This is a genomic window from Hyella patelloides LEGE 07179 (assembly GCF_900659865.1).
In the GTDB taxonomy this organism is placed as follows: domain Bacteria; phylum Cyanobacteriota; class Cyanobacteriia; order Cyanobacteriales; family Xenococcaceae; genus Hyella; species Hyella patelloides.
In genome coordinates this window covers 1-21263 of record NZ_LR213875.1, presented here as the reverse complement: position 1 = coordinate 21263, position 21263 = coordinate 1, and the positions used below count along the sequence as shown (strand labels likewise).

Genomic DNA, 21263 nt, shown 5'->3' with positions numbered 1-21263 from the left:
CATCCATAATGAAGTCAGTAGTCAGTAATCAGTAAGCACCCAATTAATTATCAATGAACACTTAGCAATTAGCAATTAACCATGCGACCCCGCTTCGTTTTATTTATCCAAGAAATGGAGAAGGCGCACTGAGTAGCGCACCAAGAGAGGCATCAACAACTAACCACCAACCACCAACCACTAACTCATTCCTTCTACTTAGTTGTAGTTTCTAACATGAGTTTCGAGCGTTTCATTCGATCGGGAATACTAATGGGATAGTCTCCTGTAAAACAGGCTGAACAAAAACTATCAGTATCTTTGTTGGTTACTTTTAACATTCCTTCCCAACTGAGATAAGCTAAAGTATCTACACCGATTTGTTTTTCAATTTCTTTAACAGATTTGGTGGCTGCTATCAACTGATCTTGATTGTCTGTATCGATACCGTAGAAGCAAGGATGAGTTACAGGGGGCGAAGAAATTCTCATGTGTACTTCTGCTGCACCTGCATCTCTTAACGCTCCAACTATTTTACGACTAGTAGTACCCCGCACTATAGAATCATCAACAATAATAACTCTTTTGTTAGCGATCGCATCTTTGAGGGTATTTAGTTTCATTTTAATTCCTGCTTCGCGCATTCCTTGGGTGGGTTGAATGAAAGTACGACCTACATAACGATTTTTAATTAATCCTTCGCCATAGGCAATATCTGAGGCGCGAGAAAAACCAATTGCAGCAGGTATTCCCGAATCTGGGACACCCATTACCATATCTGCTGAGACAAAAGATTCTTTGGCTAATTCTTCGCCGAGGCGTAAGCGGTAGCTATACAAACTTTCATCATGCATCACGCTATCAGGACGAGCGAAATAAATCATTTCAAACACACAGAGCTTTCTTTCTGGCTTTTCTGCCCAATGAATTGAGGATAAACCTGATTCGGTAATCCAAACTAATTCTCCTGGTTCAACGTCTCTTAAATATTCTGCGCCGATAATATCTAAACCACAGGTTTCCGAAGACAGTACATAACGAGGCTTTTTCCCTTCTAAAATACCTATAACTAAGGGTCGAATACCGTTGGGATCTCGCGCCCCTATCATGCCTTCTGGAGTACCGATAACTAGACTATAAGCCCCTTTACAACTCTTGAAAGCATCAACCGCAGCGTCTAACCAATTTTTACCTCCGTCCACTTCATCAGCGATCGCAAAAGCAATCATCTCCGAATCTGTAGTAGTGAGAAAATGACGATCTGGTTTGCTTACTTTTTCTTTGAGATCTAAAACATTGACAATGTTACCGTTATGTGCTAGAGCAAGTTTTCCCAATCTCGTATCGAGTACCGCAGGTTGAGCATTAGCTCTCAAACTAGACCCCGTGGTGGAGTAGCGAGTATGACCAATTCCCATATATCCTGGTAGTTCTTCAAGGATATCTTCATTAAAGACCTGAGATACCAAACCCATATCTTTGTGACAGTACACCCGATCTTCCTCAAAAGTGGCAATTCCCGCAGATTCCTGTCCTCGATGTTGCAGCGCGTACAGTCCAAAGTAAGTTAGTTTAGCTACTGCTTTTCCTGGTGCATAGACCCCAAACACACCACAGGCTTCTTCTGGCTTATCTGGTCTGCCATCCTTATGGGAACATGGGGAATTTTGCTCCAAGTCAGGGGATTGATACCGCATCATCCTATTATTTAGCTCCTCTTTGAGGTATTGAGTACTAGAAAGATTATGTGTTACAGATATAGGTTTTATAGTTAGCTCATCAATGCCTAAGACGCATCAAGTCTTTTTTGTATTGCCCTATACCAGATGTTTTTCATGTTAACAATCTTAACATTGATTAACCTTAAATTATCCTGGGTAGTAATTTTGAGTGATGATTCTAAAGGCATTACTTTACCGATTTTACTCCAGTTATTTTGTAATATTTCGGTTAGGTAAGCTTCCCATTGGGAGCTATTTTCTGGATTAACTGAAACCACAATTCGATTACCAGATTCGCCAAACAAAACTTCATCCAGGCGTTGTTGAGTGGTAACGTTGAGATTGACCTCTGCGCCAAAACCATTGCCCATACAAGATTCTGCTAAGGCTACAGCTAAGCCTCCTTCTGCACAATCATGGGCGGAATTTACCCATTCTTGACGGATACCATAACGACAAGCTGCTTGTACTGTTTTTTCCAGTGCAAAATCAATTTCAGGCGGTTTTCCCGCGATGATATTGTGAACAACTGCTAGATATTCTGATGCGCCTAACTGAGGAATTGTTGATGGTTGGTGGTTGATGGTTGATGAAGATGAGCCAAGAAGATATATTATGTCCTCTTCTGTTGTCCAAGATTGCCCGCAGATTTTCCTAATATCGGGGACTAAACCCACCATACCAATTACAGGAGTGGGATAGATAGCTTGGGGATTTCCTGCCGAATCTAGGGTTTCATTGTAAAGAGAAACATTACCCCCTGTTACGGGGGTATCCATTTCGCGACAAGCATCTGCTACACCACGACAAGCATTAGCTAATTGCCAATAGCCGATAGGTTTTTCAGGACTACCAAAGTTTAAGTTGTCTGTCACCGCAATGGGTTCAGCACCAACACAGCTTAAGTTTCTTGCTGCTTCGGCTACTGCATATTTTGCTCCCTCGTAAGGATTAAGATAAACATAACGAGGATTACAATCAGTAGTTGCAGCTACTCCAGTCTGAAAATCTTCTGGTTTGGCACCTATGGGACGTACTCTGACTACTGCTGCATCTGCACCACCAGGAAGCAAAATAGTATTGTTTTGTACTTGATGGTCGTATTGCCTGTATACCCAATGCTTAGAAGCAATTGTCGGGGTATCTAGTAACTTGAGTAAAATGTCATTCCAAGTTAGATAATTTTCTCTCACATACAACCCTTCATAATCGCAAGCTGGTAAACTATCGGCTGTCCACCCCCAAGCTTTTTGAGCATATTCAGGAACTTCCTGCATCAATTCTCTGTGATATATAGGCGTATCATCAGATAAAGCTCTAGCAGGAATATTAGCAGCAATTTCTCCTTTGTATAAGATTCTCACCACTGTTTCTTCAATAACTTCTCCTGCAACTACCGCATGAAGACCCCAACGGTGAAAAATATCGATTAATTCTTGTTCTCTGCCCTTTTCTCCCACAAATAACATTCTTTCCTGAGATTCTGAGAGTAAATATTCATAGGGAATCATGCCATTTTCCCTAGCAGGAATTTTATCCAAATCTAATTCAATCCCCACATTGCCTTTTTCGGCCATTTCCGCAGTAGAACAAGTCAGTCCTGCTGCACCCATATCTTGTGCAGCCACTACCGCTCCAGTTTTAAAGGCTTCCAAACAAGCTTCTACTAAAGATTTCTCTAAAAAAGGGTCACCCACTTGCACCGCAGGACGATCATCCATCGATTCATCAGTTAATTCAGCAGAAGCAAAACTTGCTCCTCCCATACCATCTCTTCCTGTAGTTGAACCGACATAAATAACGGGATTACCAATACCAGAAGCCCCAGCTTTAACAATCTCATCGGTTTCCATTAAACCCAATGCCATCGCATTAACTAAAGGATTACCTGCATAGGCAGGGTCAAAATAAACTTCACCTCCGACAGTGGGTACGCCAATCGCATTACCATAGTGGCTGATACCTTCTACTACACCATTAAATATACGTCTTGTTCTGACATCTTCTAAATTCCCAAACCGTAAAGAGTTTAAAATAGCGATGGGACGCGCCCCCATAGTAAAGATATCCCTTAAAATACCACCGACTCCTGTAGCTGAACCCTGAAACGGTTCAATAGCAGAAGGATGATTATGAGATTCAATTTTAAAGGCTAGTTGTAAGCCATCACCTAAATCTACTACTCCTGCATTTTCTCCAGGGCCAACTAAAATTCTTTTACCAGTGGTAGGAAACTGACTTAGTAATGGTCGAGAATTTTTATAACAACAATGTTCTGACCACATAACACCAAACATCCCCAATTCTGCTTTGTTGGGATGACGACCTAATCTATTAATGATTTCTTGGTATTCTTCAGGCTTGATTCCTTCTGCTGCAATTTCTTCGGGACTAAAGGGAGTAGTAGTTTTTTTCATGAAAACCCTGGCGAAACGGAACAGTTCTCCATTTTAGCGACTGTTGGGATAATTGAAAGTTTTTTCTCTGCAAAGTTATGCATGGCTCTGAAAAATTTGCCTAGCAAGACTTAAAACTATACGAGGCGTTGCTGAAAAGTAATGATAAGTATTATTCAGAGTAAATATCGGATTTGACAGAATAGACTGGGTATTGTACCCGATCTATATCTTACTTTACAGTTTAAATAATTAATTTTAGCTAAAAATTTTATAATGTAGCTTAAATTACTCTTTTTTATCCGCTTGACTATATGGGAATAATAGATAAAGTGAGTAATATTTGAGCAAAAGCTAGATTTTAGTGTTGTTAGTGTAAGATTGAAAGTCTCTCACAGTTTATTATTAAGGTGGTATGCGGATGAAGAGACTCGAACTCTTACGCCAAAGACACTAGAACCTAAATCTAGCGCGTCTACCAATTCCGCCACATCCGCAAAATTTGACACTGTATTACATACTAGCAAAAATTATTCAAAAGTCAAGCATTTTTGATATTTAAAATTTTGCAAGGACATTTGTGCCAGCATAAGCAAGAAGACAGATTTATAAGCTGTTATGCAATTGAATAGATAAAATATCAAAAAATGCGTTCTATTCTACCTTCTCTTCTTTCAGCTTCCAACTCTTGAACTTCTTTTTGTAAAAAATAATTGAGAAAAGTTCTAATACCTGAGATAGCAGCCAATAATCCAATAGCTTCCCAACTGGGAGTTACCGCAGTTGCGACAATATCGGCAGCTAGTAAAAATTCTAAAGCTAATGCTAAAGATAACCCTAAATCTAATCTAATTTCGCGGTAAAACTCTTCTGAATTTTTCTTTTTATAACTACGAATAAACTTAGTAATAGTTTTCAAAATTGAAAAGATAACAATACAAATGGCTATGCCTTCTATAATGAGTTGAGTGATAATTGCAAGATGGTGCAATTCTATTTTTACTACTTCTAGTATTTTTTCCATGTAGATTAAGACATAGCCAAAAGAATAATTAAATTATCAAATTAGATTTTATCTAATTTTCCTCAAACAAAATCTAATTGTCAATCTAATCAAAGATTCCTTTCACAGAATCAATAAAGTTTTCTGATTTGTCTTCTACTTCATCTTGCGCATTATCTAGTTTGTTTTTTGTTGTACCAATACCTTGTTTTACTTCCCCTTTGGCTTGCTTTAATGCACCTTCAGTTTGTCCTGTTACTTCACCAACCTTGCGTTGTACTGTACCAATATCTTTTTCTACTTTGCCTTCAATTTGATCGCCGACCCCTTTTATAGCAATTACGGGAGATATACTGTTGATAGTTGAAGCATGAGCATCGATATTGACGTGAAATAACAGATTTGCCCAGGCTAAAATAGCTATAGCGATCGCAGCAAGCCCAAGGGTTAGTTTTTCTGAATACACCTTTAATATACCAAAGAAATCTTGTTGTTTTGAAAACATTTTTATCTTTTCTCGATAGTTTACACATTGCATCATATTTAAGATTTTCGGGATTTTTATCTCTCTTTGGTTAGATTGTGGACTTAGGATAAGTTTTTCATACGTAGAGATAGCAGTATTTTTTTATTCATCATTGATAATACATTGTTCATTCTGTAAAAATCATTCCCAATAATCTAAAAAAGAACCCTGACTAATCCCAGTTAAACGACGGTATTTTATCACGGCTTCTGCTTCACTAAAACTAGCAATAATATCTACAGCCATCCGAGTTTTTTCTAATTCTATATTTACATTTGCTCGTTCACAAAGTTCTCGATATTCTCTAACAAATCTCACAGGAATTAATGCTAAATCTTCTGTTTTAATGGCTTCTAGATACATTTCAAATAAAGTTCTAATAATTCTTTTTTGTCCGTATCTTTGAGTTGTTAAACCAGGATTAGAAATTACATAAGACCAAACAATACGCTGTAAAAATTGTAATTCTTCTTCTTTGGCTCGATCGTGAATTAAATAGCCACGGTTGCCATACTCTAAACTTAACTGTACTGATTTGATATAGTTTTGAATTAGATGCGAACTAATCCTTTTAATTTGAGCTTTTTGTTCAAAAGAACCAGGACGATATTGACCTCTTAAATTATAAGTTGCGTCCAAGAAATTCTGAAATCTATAGGGATCGTGTTTGACTACTTGAGCCACTTGATTATCAGGAAATTCTCGTAACCATTCATCAACAAATCTTGCCAATTCATCTCGATCGACTGCCAACAATTCTAAAGGAATTAAACCAGCCAAATAAAAATCTTCTAAGTCATGAACACTGTAGGTAACATCATCAGCAAAGTCCATAATACTTGCTTCAATTGTTTGGCTAGTATCTGCTTTTTCTCTAACAAATAAAAAGGCTTCTCGATCTAAATCATAAACAGAATATTTGCGAAATCGCTTAGATTGTGGGCTATTGATATCTCGCAACCAAGGATATTTTAAAACTGCATTTAGGGTAGCTCTAGTTAAATTTAAACCATAATAATCAATGCGGTGAATGGCTAACCTAGTTAAAATCCGAAAAGATTGAGCATTACCCTCAAAACCGTCAAGTAAGCCATATTTAACTGCACATTTATCTAATTCTTCTTCTGCTGTATGACCAAAAGGAGGATGTCCGAGATCGTGAGCTAAAGCTGCTGCTTCTACCACATCAGGATCGATACCACCTACTTCTTCTGCAATGATAGGTTGCTCTGCTATCAGCCTTTCTGCGAGTCTTCTGGCTACTTGTCCTACTTTGAGTGAATGAGTTAAACGATTGTGAAAAACATGACCCTCTCCTGCTGCGACTACCTGAGTAACCTGTGCTAATCTACGAAAAGCAGAAGAGTACAAAATACGATCGCGATCTATTTGAAATGAACTTCTACGATCCCCTGGTTTGTTGGTTAAATTAATAAAAGGATTATGCTGTCTTTCCTCTCTATCTGACATTCAAGCATTCCCGATAGGTAATCATCTATGAGTTCAAGTTAACTGTATAGGGCGACTTTAGCTAGTTGGCGTAAAAGTAATTGTACTTATTTGATATTGTAACCCTTTAGGAGCATTGGGATTTTCAGGCACAGTAATGGCAAAATTACCTTCATTATCAACATTAATGATGCGATCTATCAAGGTATCTTCTTCAATTTGAATCATATTTCCTACTAAAGCTGTACTGGAAATAACTTTTACTTGTACTTCTGCTTAACTAAACAATGCCATACATTCCAGAAAAAAGATAGAATTGTAAATCTGATATTTTTGGGTTAATTATGCACAACTTCCTACCTATTACTTATTTTGAACATAAATTTATCCCTTTTAAAGATGCCAATATTTCCATAGCTACTCATGCGCTACATTATGGCACAGGTGCGTTTGGTGGAATGCGCGGTATTCCCAATCCAGATAATCCAGAACAGATATTATTATTTAGATTGGATCGTCACGCTCAACGTTTAAGCAATAGTGCTAAGTTTCTCCATTACGATTTACCTGCCGATAAAATACAACAAATAATTATTGATTTTGTTAAACAAAATAAACCAGATAAATCTTTTTATATTCGTCCTTTTGTCTATACTTCTGATTTAGGAATTGCCCCAAGATTGCATAAAATAGAAAAAAACTTTTTTATCTATGGTTTAGAATTAGGAGACTATTTACCTCCCGATGGTATTAGTTGCCGTGTTAGTTCATGGTATCGTCAGGAAGATCGTAGCTTACCCTTAAGAGGTAAAATTAGTGGTGCTTACATTACATCTTCTTTAGCTAAAACTGAAGCAGTAGAATCTGGTTTTGATGAAGCCATTCTCATGAATTCTCAAGGAAAAGTTTGTGAAGCTTCGGGAATGAATATTTTTATAGTTAGAAATGGTAAAATAATTACCCCTGGTTTCGATCAGGATATTTTAGAAGGTATTACTAGAGAAAGCGTAATTACTATTGCTCAAGATTTAGGAATTGAAGTTATAGAAAGATCGGTTGATAAAACAGAACTATTTATTGCAGATGAAGTTTTTTTAAGTGGTACTGCTGCCAAGATTACTCCTGTAAAACGTGTAGAAACCTATCAGTTATCTAGTAATAGACCAATTACCAACAAATTAAAATCAAAACTAACAGCAATTACAGCCAATCAAGACAAAAGCCATCAAGATTGGGTTTATAAAATTGATTTATAAACCATACAATACAAGATGGTTGGGACGGCTTTACGATCTCAAAAATTTTCAGATACTGAGATACGAAGATACGATAATTCCTACCCACTATTTTTGATAAATGTTATTAAAAGGCAGAGTGCGCGAAATATGCTCTTTAACTCAGGACATTTTCGCCTGCTCTTGTAACCAAAGGAAAAAGGTAACAAGGACGGTTTTACCTTCTGCTATCTGCTCATCCACGCCATCTGCCATCCGAGGCTTCTGCCTTGGTCAAATTCCTGCCGTGGTTTGTTCAAATAAGCTAGCCCAATCACTTGTCACTAAGGTATCGGGAGCGTCTTCTGGTTTGGAGATAATATCAAAGGCTTTGTTGCGAGCGTTGGGTTCGGTTAAAGCTCTAACTACTACAGAGGCTACATCGGCTCTGGGGATTGAAGTAGGAATCCCATCGGGTGGATTATTTAGCAGCGCGTCATCTTTGCCTACTAAAAGTTGTCTGACTCCGCCTTCTTTGTCCAACAAACCACCAGCGCGAATAATAGTATAGTTAATGCCCGAATCAATCAAATATTGTTCGGCTTTGCGCTTCCACACTAGAATCTTGCCGTTGCCAAGACTGTTAAGGGGATGATTGAGATTAGTACCACCCATCGAACCGACTAGCACAATATGTTCTACTCCTGCTTTGACAGCAGCATCAATTTGGTTTTTTTGACCGTAGTAGTCCACCATTTCTGGCATACCATCTGGTTCGTACTCAAACTGCGGACGTTCTCCTGGTGAGGGTGGTGCAATCATTTTAGGAACGGCACTGGTCAGAATAACTAGAGCATCGCAGCCTTTTATTGCCGAATCCAAGCCAGATTTGTCTGTTATGTTTCCAATGATCAAGCCTTCAGTCGAGCCGAACAATTCTTCAACTTTTTGAGGCGAACGCGCTAAACCAATTGCCTCAAATTCATCTGGTGAATCGCGTAGTTTTCGTAATACGAGCGAACCTGTTCTTCCTGTTGCTCCCGTAACCAATACTCGTTTCATCTTTTTTCTTGAACCTCGAATACAAGCTGCTTGATCAATTATCTAACAAAAGTTACCAATCAATTACTATATATGGGTGGAATCAAAGGTTATTTAGAGCCTCTATCAAAGAAGTGATTGAATAATTAGTTGATGAATTATCCACTCCTTATCTAAGAGTTTCTGCGAAAATACGACCATATTATCTTAGAAAATCAGGTAATCATCAAACTATAACCAGCTAGTTTTTATCAAAGTCTGGACTATACGGATGTGTATTTTAAATTTAGTAGTTGTCAAAACCAAACAACAACAGCAATTAGATTTAGCCGACAGAATTGAAAAAGCACAAGCCTCTAAAAAAATATAAGCACCCATGATTATAAAGTCTGGGTGCGTTATTTATATGTTGACCTTATATAAAGGCGGTCAGCCGTATTCAATAACTCTTGTAAAGGTTATTTATATTTTTTGTATTTCTTATACATATAAGTTAACACTTGTCTTACGAAATAACACCTAAATTTTATATTTTCTTTAGATTTTTATTCCGCATTCCCGTAATTAGTAACAAGTAAACAGTTTTTTCCTTGATTATCGCTTGCTACTCATTGCTTCCTCATCCCTCATCCTTTCAAAGTGATACTTTACTCAAAGCTTTGCTGACAGTTAAAGAATCAGCACCAGCTAAATGAACATTTTCACTCAGATGACGTTTCCATCTCTTTGTACCAGGTTGACTTGCAAACAGTTGCAACATATGACGGGTAATAGAGTTAAGCCTAACTTCCTTACCTAACCAGTAATCAATATAAGGAAGCATCCCTTCTACTATCTGATGACGACTAGGAACATTCTTTGTTTCCCCATAAATATCTCTGTCTACTGTAGCGAATAAATAGGGATTATCATAAGCAGCCCTGCCAATCATAACTGCATCTATCTGGGTTAAACAATTGTTGACCTGTTCTAGAGTAGTTATCCCACCATTAATTTCAATAAACAAATGGGGAAATTCTCTTTTGAGACGATACACCTCTTTATAACGTAATGGGGGTACATTACGATTTTCTTTAGGACTTAATCCTTGTAGCCAAGCCTTACGAGCGTGTACGGTAAAATTACGACAGCCAGCCTCCGATACTACCCTGACAAATTCTCTCATATCTTCGTAGCGATCGCGATTATCAATCCCAATACGATGCTTTACTGTCACGGGAATACTAACCACTTTTTGCATCGCGGCAACAGCTTGAGCTACTAATTCTGGTTGCGCCATCAAACAAGCACCAAAGTTACCGTTCTGTACCCTAGAGCTAGGACAACCAATATTTAGATTAACCGCATCATAAGCATAATTTTCGGCAATTTTAGCGCATTCTGCCAAATCGGAAGGGTTATCACCTCCTAACTGTAACACCAGAGGTTTTTCTTCTGGAGAAAATCCTAATAACTTATCGCGATCGCCGTGTATAATGGCAGGAGTAGTTACCATCTCTGTATATAAGAGAGTTTGTTTGGTAATTTGGCGCATAAAATAGCGATAATGGCGATCTGTACGATCCATCATTGGTGCTACGCTAAGAGGATTATTAGTTACAGCATCGATCATTGATAGCTTTAAGTATTACTGGGTTAATAATAATAATAATAATAATTTTTGTTCCTATTTCAAAAGTTGAACAAGCAAATTTACTGAAATCTATATTCTATATATAGATAATTTTTGTTCTGCCTCAATGAATATATTTCTTGAGATATAAATTAGATAAAATTAATCAATATTGGAATTATTCTTTAAGCATTAGTAGCTTTGTTGATGATCGCAATAATTTGCGATCGCTCTAATAGTGGCATTGACAGAAAGCTTTAATTACTAATTATACGGATAATTGATTATCTCTGCTAAAAGTTTTAGTAATATGATTTACAAAATCTTAATAACTTAATTTAGCAAAAATTGTCTCAAAATAAGACAAGTTAAATAGACACAAAAATTATGAAGATAATCACGTATGGGATTCACAGTTGCTAAGACTTAGAGGGATTTAAATTTAATTGATTGGTTACCTTAATGTAACCATCATATAGAGATATCTTAATACTTATGCTAAGCTTTTTTGGGATAATTGAAGCAGATAAAATTATTCAGAATAGCAATTACAGAATAGTAATTCAAACTATAGCCCCTATAATAGCCAATCCAGAAAACATTAGTCAAATATTTTTAGTAGTAAAATTTGAGCGGTAATTTTGGAATAGATATCTGAATATATTTCTAGATCGAAGATAGTTTTTTGGCAATGCAAGTAATCTAAACCAGATTTTTCCTGAAATACAAATGCAGGAATCCAGTTAAAAATGAAAATAGCGTAAAACACTATAAAGATAAGTGTGAGTCGTTACCACAGTGCTGACAGACAACATTGCAAAATGGTTCTCCTGCAATTACTTTTGATTTAATTCCGTAAATAATCATTGTTGATGCTCAAAACCTTAGATGTGTCACTGTGGTTTATTACGATGAACAAAATTTTATTATGCAAATCTGGTTGCTATTTAAATCCATGATTTTAAATAATTTTTTCTTATACGTACAAGAATATCACATAGCGATCGCCCATTCAAGAATTAGCTGCAACAGGACATAATAATATAGCTGGTGCGGTAGCATAACACAAATTAACCCCAATCAGTAAGGTGCTAATCATGAGTCAAATTGCGGAAAAAATATCTTGGACAATTCAAGATTTAACACTCCTTCCCCAAAACGAATCGGTCAACTATGAAATTATTGATGGAGAATTATTTGTGACTAGATCGCCTCATCGCCTACATCAAAGAATTTGTGGTAAGTTATTTCGCTATCTTGATACTTGGTCAGAAAATAGTGGTTTAGGAGAGGTAATAATTGCTCCTGGGATGATTTTGTCGGATATTGATAGTGTTATTCCTGATGTAGTTTGGATAAGTAAAGAAAGATTAGCACAAATTGAAGATGAAGCTGGACATTTATTGGGTGCGCCTGAGTTAGTGATTGAGGTTTTATCGCCAGGGAAAAAGAATGAAAGTAGAGATCGCGAAACTAAATTAAAGTTATATTCTATTTATGGGGTTTCGGAATATTGGATTTGCGATCGCTTTACTCAACAAGTTGCTATTTACCGCCGAGAAAATGCACGATTAGTCTTGGTAGCAACCTTGCTAGAAAATGACTCAATCGATTCTCCTCTATTACCTGGCTTTAGCTGCTTGGTTAGTCAATTATTTGTGTAAGTCAGCTTTATTTTATACTCATTAAAAAATTAACGTTTCTGCGACACTAATTCGTTACTATCTTGCCAAAAAATAATAGAATTATCTAAAGGTTTAATCTTAGTTTCAGGATAATAAAAAGCCAGAATGCGGTCTGCTGACCAACCTAATTCTGCTAGGTTATAAGAGCCATTTTGACTTAGACCAACTCCATGTCCAAAACCGCCACCAGTGAAAGTGTATGCATCTAATTGGTTATTTTCGTTGTAAATTGGGTCGAGATAGAAAAGAGTGCTAATAGGAGGTTCAAAAGCACTACGAACCTCGTTTCTATGGAGTTTAATATTTCCCAAATTGGTATCTACTAAAAGAGTGATAATTCTTCCAGATTGCGATCGCTCAGTTACTTTTAAGCTCTTAATAGTGGCAAAATCTACTAGGGGGTGATTAACCTTCTTAAGATACCTGCGTAAATCTTTGTTTAAGTCAGCAATTTTGCGTGTTTTTTGCCAACGAAATACCTTTAGCCCTGTTTCGTTAAATCCTTGTTTTAAATCGAGAAAATTCCGCAATACTTTTTCGTTTGCTAGAGGATAGCGAGACAAGTCCCAAAGGGCATTAGGAGCGTCTATTATGGGTCTGAGGTAGGGTCTTTCTGCTCCTTCCCAAACATCGTTAAAAGAGGCTGTAATCCCTCCTGTAGTGGAAGAATACAAAGCATCTACCAATTCATTATTGTAAGTTAAAACTAAACCTTTGGTATCAGCGATCGCTCGATCTGTTTTTTGGGTTGCACCAGAGATACCTTTATACACCTGACAATGTACTGTGGCGCAGAGTTGATAGTCATCCGCTACAAAACGACGCAGATTCCTTAATGCATAGGTGCGAGCAATAATCGTTTGAGCAGCGATCGCTTCTGGTGGTGCATTAGGGCCAATTTCGTAGGGTACAACCCCCCGTAAATAGGTTTCTAAAGGGACGTTATTAACTAGAGAGAAATTATTATAAGCATTGGGTTGGAGACGCAAATTTCCGCCATAAAGATGACTTGCTTCTTGTTTATTACTAACGGTATTAACTAAGATACGGTTGGTTTTAGTAGTGATTTCAAATTCGTTATCGTAATAGTTTTTACCATCGATAGATAAACTAACCTGGGGTAAAGTCTTGGTGATTTCACTTTCAATGTAGGGGACAGTGTAGCCGTTGTCTCGCAGACTATTTATTAACCAACGTCGCACTAAGGGAGTATCGTAAACGTCTCGTTTTGCCCATACTTTCCATCTTCCAGGCTGTACTATTTCTACTTCAATCCCAATGCTGCGCCAAAAGTTAGCATTGTTTTCTGCGGTTTCAAAAGTAGCATGAGAGCCTAAGACGACTCTTTCTGACAATATCGGCTCTGGTAGGGGTTTCTCTTCAGTTTTCAGAAAAACTTTGTTCGTGGTGATGGTTTGTGATGGCTGTACTGCTTCTAAGGAGCTAACAGTTAACATATCCCCTTGAGGACTAATAATTTCGATCTCACTGACAATTTCATCTTTATCATCAATGGGTCGATCTCCGAAACGCTGCACAATGCCTACCTGTAAGTTTAAATCTTCAACAGCATGAGCTTTTTTAGTGAAAGTTTCTAAGCCTACTAGACAAGTTAAAAATAAAATTCCTAAGCTAAAACGCATTTTAATTGTTTTCATATAGTTTTTTGGTCGTTAATCGTTAGTCGTTAGTCGTTAGTCGTTAGTTATTTGTTGTTGATTGTTTGCCACATTGCTTCTGATTTCTAACTCTGTGACTTGGTAACTCGTTGACTTCTAACTGACTGATGTATATTAAATTGATTAGTATTTTTGGTTAGTCATGCAATCTTACTCTCTTCTTGCTCCTGGGAAAATCAATCTTTATCTAGAAATTATTGGCGATCGCCGTGATAGTTTTCATGAGTTGGTGATGATCTTACAAAGTATCGAACTAGCAGATCGCATCGATCTTAAAGCTGGCGATACACAAAAAATCACTATCCATTGTAATCATCCTCAAGTACCTACAGATGAAACTAATCTAGCTTATCGTGCAGCCAAATTGATGTGTGACACTTTTCCTGATGTTTATGCGAACTACGGCGGAGTTGATATCGCTATTGAAAAAAATCTTCCCGTTGCAGCAGGTTTAGCGGGAGGTTCCACAGATGGAGCAGCCGTTTTAGTCGGGATTAGTTTGATGTGGGGTTTGGGTTTAACTCAACCAGAATTGCAAGAATTAGCAGCGAAATTAGGCTCGGACATTCCTTTCTGTATTGGGGGAGGAACAGCGATCGCCACAGGAAGGGGGGAAAAACTAGATTCGATTCCCGATTTAGATAATTTGTGGGTAGTGCTGGCAAAATACAACAACCTGGGAGTATCTACACCTTGGGCGTATAGAACCTATCGCCAAAATTATAATGGAAATTATATTTCCGATACCGCAGGAATTAAAACCAAAAGCGATCGTGTTCGTACTGGTTCTTTAGTTAAGGCAATTATGAGAAAAAATGGCGCAGAAATTGGCAATTTGCTGTATAACGACTTAGAAAAAGTAGTTTTACCAGCTTATCCACAAGTAGAAGAACTGAGAACAGCGTTTGCGACTACAGAAAATTTAGGAACAATGATGTCTGGCTCTGGTCCTACGGTATTTGCTCTTTGTGCATCAGAAACCCAAGCACAAACTGTAGCTAAACAAGTAAGAAATAAAATGAATCATCCTGATTTAGATTTTTGGGTTACAAAACTTTCCAGTGGTGGAATTCAGGTTATTGGTTGACGTGAGTTTGATGGAAATACAAATCTGATAAACCAGAAAGACAAGGCTCAGAAATATTTAAAGAATCGTCAGATATTTCTTTCATAAACTATAGATAAATATGCTTGTCTAATTCATGTTGGTTGATTTTTTCCTGTAACAGCCACAGCAACTCCTAATAACAAAATTAATCCTCCCCATAAAATAGATAAAGGAGGAATTTCTTGAAAGACAATAACACCCAAAAAACTGGAAATAATTGGTTCAAACAAAATACTTAAAGTAACAAAAGTAGGAGATAGCCAACGTAAAGCCCAATTAAAACCAGTATGTCCGAGCAACTGAGATAAAATTGCCATTAAAGCAATATAAACATAAATTATTTCAGAATGTCCCGTATACTTAATCCCAAAAAGTAAAGGTAACGGAAATAATGCGATCGCTGCTGTCGAATAGGCTATCAAAATATAATTGCTAATACTTAACCCTGATTTTTGTGCTTGAGTACCAAACATCAGATACAGACTAGCTGCGATCGCGCCGATTAAAGCTAAACCATTACCTAAAAGAGGATTGCTTCCACTATTGATATTTCCTTCGTTACCTAAAGCAATCAATACTCCTCCCACTGAAGCAATTGCGATCCCTAAAATAGCTGATTTACTCAGTTTTTCCTTTAAGAAAAATCGCGATAATAATCCTACCCAAATCGGATTAGTGGTGACTAAAGTTGTCGAAGCCACAATAGAGGTAAAAGCCAAAGAAGAAATCCAACTAGCAAAATGACCAGCTAAACAAATTCCTGCAATTACAGCATAATAAAATGCTTTAGTACTAACCTGAGAAGGCTTAATTTTGTAGACAGTGGGAATTAGAATCAGCGCAGAAATAATTAAACGAGATGCAGCCAAAAACAAACTAAAACCAATAGTAAAGTTATTAGCTACTTCCATAGATAATCGAATCCAAATTGCAGAAGTAGCGACCAAGAAAACTGCAATTAATAAAATAGCTAAAATTTTAAAATTGGAGGGTTTCAAAATTTAAATACCTAATAAGACTTTGATTTACCAGAATTAGAATTACTCGATTAATTGTGCTGGAAGCAAGATTGCAGTTCCTCCCAAAGCACCATAAAATTTACTCATATCTAGTTCTCCGCGATCGTTGAGGGCTTCTCCTTCTCCTAAAAAAATTCGTTTCATACGGTGTTGATGAAAGAAAATAAGAAGCGTTACTAAATCAATATTCAATATCTTTTGACGCTGACTAAGCTCCTCGTGCAATTCTGGTAAGCTATGCCAAGGACACTTCATCAAAGCATGATGAGCGTTATGATAACCAAAGTTCAGAAGTAACAAATTGATCCACTTCCATCGCTTCGTAAATAAGGTTGAGAAAGTATGAAACTGTTCATAGTCTAAATTTTGCTCTGGAGCTATTTCACCAATAGGTATAGTCTCATAGTCGTGTTGAAACGCATCTACCAATCTAATAACCGTCACCATTCCCATAAAGCAAAGAAAATAAAGTAACAAAGCTTTAGGTGAAACCCATCCCAATAGAGCAAACATTGCTCCCCGAATTAAAAGCATCGTTGTCACTCGCAATCGTTCACCACGTCGAACCAGATTCCAATAGGGAGCAGTAATTGCACGCCACTGCAAAAGAAAAAATAATGCAGGAAAACAAAACCACTCTAAAGCCAAAATGAACCACTGAATTAGCTTGGGAAAGGATCGTAACAATTTGAGAAGATCGCAATCAGCATGATCTGCTTTTTCAATATGGTGGGCTATATGGCGACGAGACATATTACGAAAAGAACAATAGCAAGCCCCATTTAGCCACTGGGCAACTTCTCCTGCTAAAGTATTCAACTTCATGCTTCTAAAAATTGTGCCGTGGGTAAACTCGTGAGCTAAATAAGCTGATAAAACTAGCGTGTGAGTTACTATAACTATGCCTAATGCATTTAGCAAAAAAGAAGTAGCAATTAATAACCCAATCCCCGCATAATATCCCAACAACGTGTAAGTAATCGCCAAAGCATTCCAAAATGGTTTCGAGCTTCGCAGATAGTTGAGTGAATTTAGTTTTTGCTCAACAGCCGTCATATTTTGCGATCAGAATTCTACAGATTATGAAAAACCTTTGTTTAGTTCCAGCCTCATACAAAGTAAGCTTAAACAAACATCTTGTAGAACTTACTTTACTGATATTTTCACAACAGTATCAATAGGAAACTCATGTCACCATCATGAGTAAAATCGATTAACCTCGGCTTACTAATATAAATAAACTATTTAAAATCGATCGCTTTCTATGACTAGTATTTATCAAGGTCGTCTTAAAACCTCTCAATTACGCGCTCTTGTTGCGATCGCAGAGTATGGTAAGTTTGGTGAAGCAGCCTTACAACTGGAAATCTCTCAGTCTGGAATTAGCCATGCAATTTCTACTCTTGAAGATGAGCTTGGCGTAAGTTTGCTGGTTCGGCATCATCAACATACTCGTTGCACTCCTGTAGGTAAAGAAATTGTTCAACAAGCACGTCAAATTCTGCAATTATTAGAACAGATTGAAGAAAAAGCAAACCAAGCAAAGGGACTAAATGGTGGGATCGTTAGAGTTGCCAGTTTTCGTAGTGCTGCAACCTATCTTTTACCCAAAGCTATAGCTCAATTTCGCAGTAAGTTTCCCGATATTTCTATCCGCCTAACTGAACATAATGACTATAAAGATGTAGAACAGATGTTGTACTCCAATGATGCAGACATCGGCTTGACCTACTTACCTACCACTGACAAATTAGAAACATGGGAGATCTATCGAGATGAATATCTTGTTCTACTTCCGCCTACTTTCAAATCATCAGAGTCACAATTGACTTGGGAGCAGCTTTGCAGCTATCCGCTAATCATGCTACCAGAGTCCCATAGTTGTTGCGCTCGCATTCATACTCATTGTCGTTCTTTTGGGCAAAAATTGAATGTAATACTGACAACGAATGAAGATTCAACCCAAGTTAATATGGTTGCTCAAGGGTTAGGCGCGACAATTATGCCTCGCCTTGCTGCCGAACCCATACCAGATAATATTAAAGTTTGTGGTTTGCCAATTCCTTTGACTAGAGTGATTGGAGTTGCTGTACTCGCCAATGCACTTCAGACACCCGCCGTGTTTGCCTTTTTAGAAACTTTTCAACAGGTTAAGTTCGCTCCCTCTAGAAATTCAAAAAATTAGGATACGCTATTCAATCAACAACGTATCCTAATAATTAATTATTAAATCTAACAATTAAAAAAAGCTAGATTTAAACTCGGTCGAAACTACTTACTATTTTTCAAACTAGCTAGCTTTATAGAAAGTAACATCTTTGTCTTTAGTTGCCCAGAACATTTGGTGAATTTTTTGCACGGCATCCATTAATTCATTAGCGTGTTCTTCACTAACTTCTACTTTGCAAGCAGAACACAACTTAGCTGCTTTCCAGAAAGTATCATGAAGATCGGGATATTTTTCTAGATGTACTGGTTTGAAGTAGTCAGTCCAAAGAATCAAAAGATCGTCTTTAGTTTTTTGTGCTTGCTCTTCTTTAATCGCAATGTAGCGAGAAAGAGTATTTTGATAAGCAATATTTGCAGCTTTATCACTGGGATTAGGAGCTTCTAGAGCCATAATTTTTTTAGTCATAGAAACTACTGCTTCGGCTGTAATACGAGCAGCAGCAGGGTCATAAACTCCGCAAGGACCATCACAGTGCGCGCTCACTTTTGGTGCTGGAAACCAATTTTTGATTTTGGTAATAGCTTGTTTCAACATAGTTTTAATGATTTTGAACTGATTAACAATGACTGCTTTTTAGAGAGCAAGTCTGGGGGTTGAGAATGCCCTAAACATTAATATTACGTTAATGTTGATATCTTCTCTCTTCGATATAGCTTAGTGTGATTTGGGGAAACTTTACAATCGAAGGTAGGAATTTTTTAACATAGCTCTAAGCTGTAAGCTATAGGCTCTAAGCTTTTTGGGTTTAAGTTTCCCATTCTATCTCTTCGAGATAGAATAGTTTTAAGTAACTAATAGTTTAAATATACTAGTTAATTAGCTAATAGCTAATAGCTAATAGCTAATAGCTAACCGCAAAGCAGTTTAAAATATTGCTAGTTTGTGGGAGTAACGTTATCAACGACTTCCAGAGTACCATCTTCATTCACTTGCCAGACATCATAACCACCAATAACATCCCCATTCTCGTCAATATCAACGTTTCCGCTTGCTCCTTGATAGTTAATGTCTTCTCCGTTACGTACTAATTCCATTGCTTCACAGGGGTCTGTAACTTCTGTTCCTGGAGCATTTGCCACTTCACGAATTTGGCTTTGAATTCCTTCTCCTGTATTGGCATCAGCAGCTTCGGCTGCAAGCATCATAAGTATCGCAGCATCCCAACTATGGGGAACAAAAGCACTCACTTCTTTCTGGATATTTTCTTTCCACAAGTTAGTAAAGTCTGCTAGTGCTTGACCATTAGCACCTGGTACTGTGCCTAATGCGCCAGCAATAATTGATTTGCCATCTCCTGTTTTACCCACTTGAGTAATAAAATCTTCGGAATAAACACCATCTGTTAAGAGGATTGTTACTCCTTCAGTAAGACCTTGCTCAAAAGCGGATTTTAACAGCACACTACCTGTTTCTGCATAGAGTACTGCTGCTACAGCATCGGGTTTACTACCAAAAGCTGCTTTAGCTTCACTATCTAGAGTAGGTGCTTTAGGGTCATAGCGAACAGGGCTATTTTTATCAGCAATTTTACCTCCAGATTTTTCAAAAGCCTGTACAAATTGCTGTTCAAAACCAACACCATAGTCATTGTTGATGACTACAGTAGAAACATTCTCAAATCCTTCTTTTTGAGCTAATGCTGCTAAAGCTTGAGCTTGATAAGTATCTGGGGGAGCAGTACGCGCCCAATAGCCCTCAAATTCGCCGTTTTGGGCTCTATCTGTAAATACGGGGCTGGTACTACCAGGAGAAATTAGCATAATTTTGTTTCTCACTGCAACATCCACTGCTGCACCAGAAACACTACTGGCAAATGCCCCTGCTACCCCTGCTACTCGATCGACTTCTGCTAGCTTGGTCATAGCGGTAACTCCCGCACTAGGGTCAGTTTGGCTATCTTCATTAACTAAAGTTACAGGACTTTCATTGACACCATTACAAGCATTAATAGTGTCTACGGCTAGTTGAACTGCTACAGGCATATTTTGACCAATAGATGCCAAGTCGCCAGTAATCGGAAATAATGTTCCTATTTTTAATCCTTCACCATTACTAGAGGTATCGCTGACGTTATCAGCATTATCAGTATTACCAGCATCAGTAGTGCTGGCATCACCTCCCGTATCGGCTGTTTGACAAGCACTCAGAGATAGAATGGTTACCGTCAAGGCAAGACCTTGGAAAATTTGAGTATAATTTTTGGTTATTTTCTGCGCCATAATTTAGTACTGTGACACTCTTTACTATAGTTAGATGCACAGATTTTAGCGATAATCTGAGAATTAATTTGTTATCTACAGGCTTAATTAACAATGTGTTATGGCAAGGAATTAACAAAAGCTATGTTATTAACTGCTTAAAAAAAGCTAACGGTTAAAAACCGCTAGCTCAATTGTTACTTTATTAGTACGGAGAGGGGGGGGATTCGAACCAACAAGGGGATTCTTTACTGACGTAAGCAATATAACTCAAAGCATTGTTAGGGGTCGACCAAAGAATCACTTCTCTAGCCTCCCATGCAAAACGTAGCGTGCCACTTTCACGGCACTACGCTCCTCCTGGCTTTTCGGTACTCTGTTTTCCTTTTGTAAACCACAGTAG

The 21263-nt window shown here is 37.6% G+C and carries 17 protein-coding genes and 1 tRNA gene; 4 read left to right on the top strand and 14 right to left on the bottom strand.

All coding sequences use genetic code 11. The annotated features are described in order from the left end of the window. Positions 1-194: 194 nt before the first annotated feature. The 7 genes from purF to H1P_RS36195 form a co-directional block, all read right to left on the bottom strand. The gene (gene purF / locus H1P_RS17320) at positions 195-1679 is read right to left on the bottom strand and encodes an amidophosphoribosyltransferase (protein ID WP_186376011.1); all 1485 of its coding nucleotides are present in this window, start codon (positions 1677-1679) and stop codon (positions 195-197) included. Between the two features lie 86 nt (positions 1680-1765). Next, positions 1766-4117, bottom strand: a complete 2352-nt coding sequence (gene purL, locus H1P_RS17315) for a phosphoribosylformylglycinamidine synthase subunit PurL (protein ID WP_144869623.1) — start codon at positions 4115-4117, stop codon at positions 1766-1768. Between the two features lie 395 nt (positions 4118-4512). Then, a tRNA-Leu gene (locus H1P_RS17310) sits at positions 4513-4593 on the bottom strand. Between the two features lie 143 nt (positions 4594-4736). After that, positions 4737-5120 carry a DUF1622 domain-containing protein gene (locus H1P_RS17305; RefSeq protein ID WP_144869621.1) on the bottom strand — a complete coding sequence of 128 codons (384 nt, stop codon included), beginning with the start codon at positions 5118-5120 and terminating at the stop codon, positions 4737-4739. An 85-nt stretch (positions 5121-5205) separates the two neighbouring features. Continuing rightward, positions 5206-5604, bottom strand: coding sequence for a CsbD family protein (locus tag H1P_RS17300; protein WP_144869619.1), 399 nt, complete (start codon positions 5602-5604; stop codon positions 5206-5208). Positions 5605-5766: 162 nt separating this feature from the next. After that, positions 5767-7095 (bottom strand): deoxyguanosinetriphosphate triphosphohydrolase family protein, encoded by a 1329-nt coding sequence (locus H1P_RS17295; RefSeq protein ID WP_144869617.1) that lies wholly within the window; start codon positions 7093-7095, stop codon positions 5767-5769. A 57-nt stretch (positions 7096-7152) separates the two neighbouring features. Beyond that, positions 7153-7302, bottom strand: a complete 150-nt coding sequence (locus H1P_RS36195) for a hypothetical protein (protein ID WP_186376010.1) — start codon at positions 7300-7302, stop codon at positions 7153-7155. Between the two features lie 116 nt (positions 7303-7418). Between H1P_RS36195 and H1P_RS17290 the strand changes: the two genes are divergently transcribed. Beyond that, entirely contained in the window at positions 7419-8330 is a 912-nt protein-coding gene (locus tag H1P_RS17290) for a branched-chain amino acid transaminase (protein ID WP_144869615.1), read from the top strand. A gap of 252 nt (positions 8331-8582) precedes the next feature. Here the strand turns inward: H1P_RS17290 and H1P_RS17285 are convergent, their stop codons facing one another. Together H1P_RS17285 and dusA are read right to left on the bottom strand one after the other, a co-directional pair. Next, complete coding sequence (locus H1P_RS17285) at positions 8583-9350, bottom strand: SDR family oxidoreductase (RefSeq protein ID WP_144869613.1); 768 nt, start codon at positions 9348-9350, stop codon at positions 8583-8585. Between the two features lie 613 nt (positions 9351-9963). Next, the gene (dusA, locus tag H1P_RS17280; protein ID WP_144869611.1) at positions 9964-10941 is read right to left on the bottom strand and encodes a tRNA dihydrouridine(20/20a) synthase DusA; all 978 of its coding nucleotides are present in this window, start codon (positions 10939-10941) and stop codon (positions 9964-9966) included. A 1097-nt stretch (positions 10942-12038) separates the two neighbouring features. Between dusA and H1P_RS17275 the strand changes: the two genes are divergently transcribed. After that, the gene (locus H1P_RS17275) at positions 12039-12605 is read left to right on the top strand and encodes a Uma2 family endonuclease (RefSeq protein ID WP_144869609.1); all 567 of its coding nucleotides are present in this window, start codon (positions 12039-12041) and stop codon (positions 12603-12605) included. 29 nt (positions 12606-12634) lie between these two features. On the opposite strand, the gene H1P_RS17270 is transcribed toward H1P_RS17275, so the two are convergent. Beyond that, complete coding sequence (locus H1P_RS17270; RefSeq protein ID WP_144869607.1) at positions 12635-14284, bottom strand: SpoIID/LytB domain-containing protein; 1650 nt, start codon at positions 14282-14284, stop codon at positions 12635-12637. 163 nt (positions 14285-14447) lie between these two features. Here H1P_RS17270 and ispE point away from each other — a divergent pair, with 163 nt between their 5' ends. Continuing rightward, positions 14448-15392: a 4-(cytidine 5'-diphospho)-2-C-methyl-D-erythritol kinase gene (ispE, locus tag H1P_RS17265; RefSeq protein ID WP_144869605.1), complete on the top strand. Its 945-nt coding sequence runs from the start codon at positions 14448-14450 to the stop codon at positions 15390-15392. Between the two features lie 113 nt (positions 15393-15505). On the opposite strand, the gene H1P_RS17260 is transcribed toward ispE, so the two are convergent. Together H1P_RS17260 and H1P_RS17255 are read right to left on the bottom strand one after the other, a co-directional pair. Further along, positions 15506-16411: a DMT family transporter gene (locus H1P_RS17260; protein WP_144869603.1), complete on the bottom strand. Its 906-nt coding sequence runs from the start codon at positions 16409-16411 to the stop codon at positions 15506-15508. 42 nt (positions 16412-16453) lie between these two features. Then, positions 16454-17488, bottom strand: a complete 1035-nt coding sequence (locus H1P_RS17255; RefSeq protein WP_144869601.1) for a fatty acid desaturase family protein — start codon at positions 17486-17488, stop codon at positions 16454-16456. Between the two features lie 208 nt (positions 17489-17696). On the opposite strand from H1P_RS17255, the gene H1P_RS17250 reads away from it, so the two are divergent. Beyond that, the gene (locus H1P_RS17250; RefSeq protein WP_144869599.1) at positions 17697-18617 is read left to right on the top strand and encodes a LysR family transcriptional regulator; all 921 of its coding nucleotides are present in this window, start codon (positions 17697-17699) and stop codon (positions 18615-18617) included. A 105-nt stretch (positions 18618-18722) separates the two neighbouring features. Here H1P_RS17250 and sodN read toward each other — a convergent pair whose 3' ends face one another. Together sodN and H1P_RS17240 are read right to left on the bottom strand one after the other, a co-directional pair. Next, a complete protein-coding gene (gene sodN, locus H1P_RS17245) occupies positions 18723-19196 on the bottom strand; it encodes a superoxide dismutase, Ni (protein WP_144869597.1) in 474 nt (157 codons plus the stop codon). A gap of 341 nt (positions 19197-19537) precedes the next feature. Continuing rightward, a complete protein-coding gene (locus H1P_RS17240) occupies positions 19538-20881 on the bottom strand; it encodes an ABC transporter substrate-binding protein (RefSeq protein ID WP_144869595.1) in 1344 nt (447 codons plus the stop codon). Between the last annotated feature and the right edge of the window lie 382 nt (positions 20882-21263).

Coding starts and splice junctions, on each gene's coding strand:
- purF (WP_186376011.1), bottom strand. CDS start 1,679: ATGATGCGGTATCAATCCCCTGACTTGGAGCAAAATTCCCCATGTTCC.
- dusA (WP_144869611.1), bottom strand. CDS start 10,941: ATGATCGATGCTGTAACTAATAATCCTCTTAGCGTAGCACCAATGATG.
- purL (WP_144869623.1), bottom strand. CDS start 4,117: ATGAAAAAAACTACTACTCCCTTTAGTCCCGAAGAAATTGCAGCAGAA.
- H1P_RS17285 (WP_144869613.1), bottom strand. CDS start 9,350: ATGAAACGAGTATTGGTTACGGGAGCAACAGGAAGAACAGGTTCGCTC.
- H1P_RS17275 (WP_144869609.1), top strand. CDS start 12,039: ATGAGTCAAATTGCGGAAAAAATATCTTGGACAATTCAAGATTTAACA.
- sodN (WP_144869597.1), bottom strand. CDS start 19,196: ATGTTGAAACAAGCTATTACCAAAATCAAAAATTGGTTTCCAGCACCA.
- H1P_RS17270 (WP_144869607.1), bottom strand. CDS start 14,284: ATGAAAACAATTAAAATGCGTTTTAGCTTAGGAATTTTATTTTTAACT.
- H1P_RS17295 (WP_144869617.1), bottom strand. CDS start 7,095: ATGTCAGATAGAGAGGAAAGACAGCATAATCCTTTTATTAATTTAACC.
- H1P_RS17305 (WP_144869621.1), bottom strand. CDS start 5,120: ATGGAAAAAATACTAGAAGTAGTAAAAATAGAATTGCACCATCTTGCA.
- H1P_RS17250 (WP_144869599.1), top strand. CDS start 17,697: ATGACTAGTATTTATCAAGGTCGTCTTAAAACCTCTCAATTACGCGCT.
- H1P_RS17300 (WP_144869619.1), bottom strand. CDS start 5,604: ATGTTTTCAAAACAACAAGATTTCTTTGGTATATTAAAGGTGTATTCA.
- ispE (WP_144869605.1), top strand. CDS start 14,448: ATGCAATCTTACTCTCTTCTTGCTCCTGGGAAAATCAATCTTTATCTA.
- H1P_RS36195 (WP_186376010.1), bottom strand. CDS start 7,302: ATGATTCAAATTGAAGAAGATACCTTGATAGATCGCATCATTAATGTT.
- H1P_RS17255 (WP_144869601.1), bottom strand. CDS start 17,488: ATGACGGCTGTTGAGCAAAAACTAAATTCACTCAACTATCTGCGAAGC.
- H1P_RS17240 (WP_144869595.1), bottom strand. CDS start 20,881: ATGGCGCAGAAAATAACCAAAAATTATACTCAAATTTTCCAAGGTCTT.
- H1P_RS17290 (WP_144869615.1), top strand. CDS start 7,419: ATGCACAACTTCCTACCTATTACTTATTTTGAACATAAATTTATCCCT.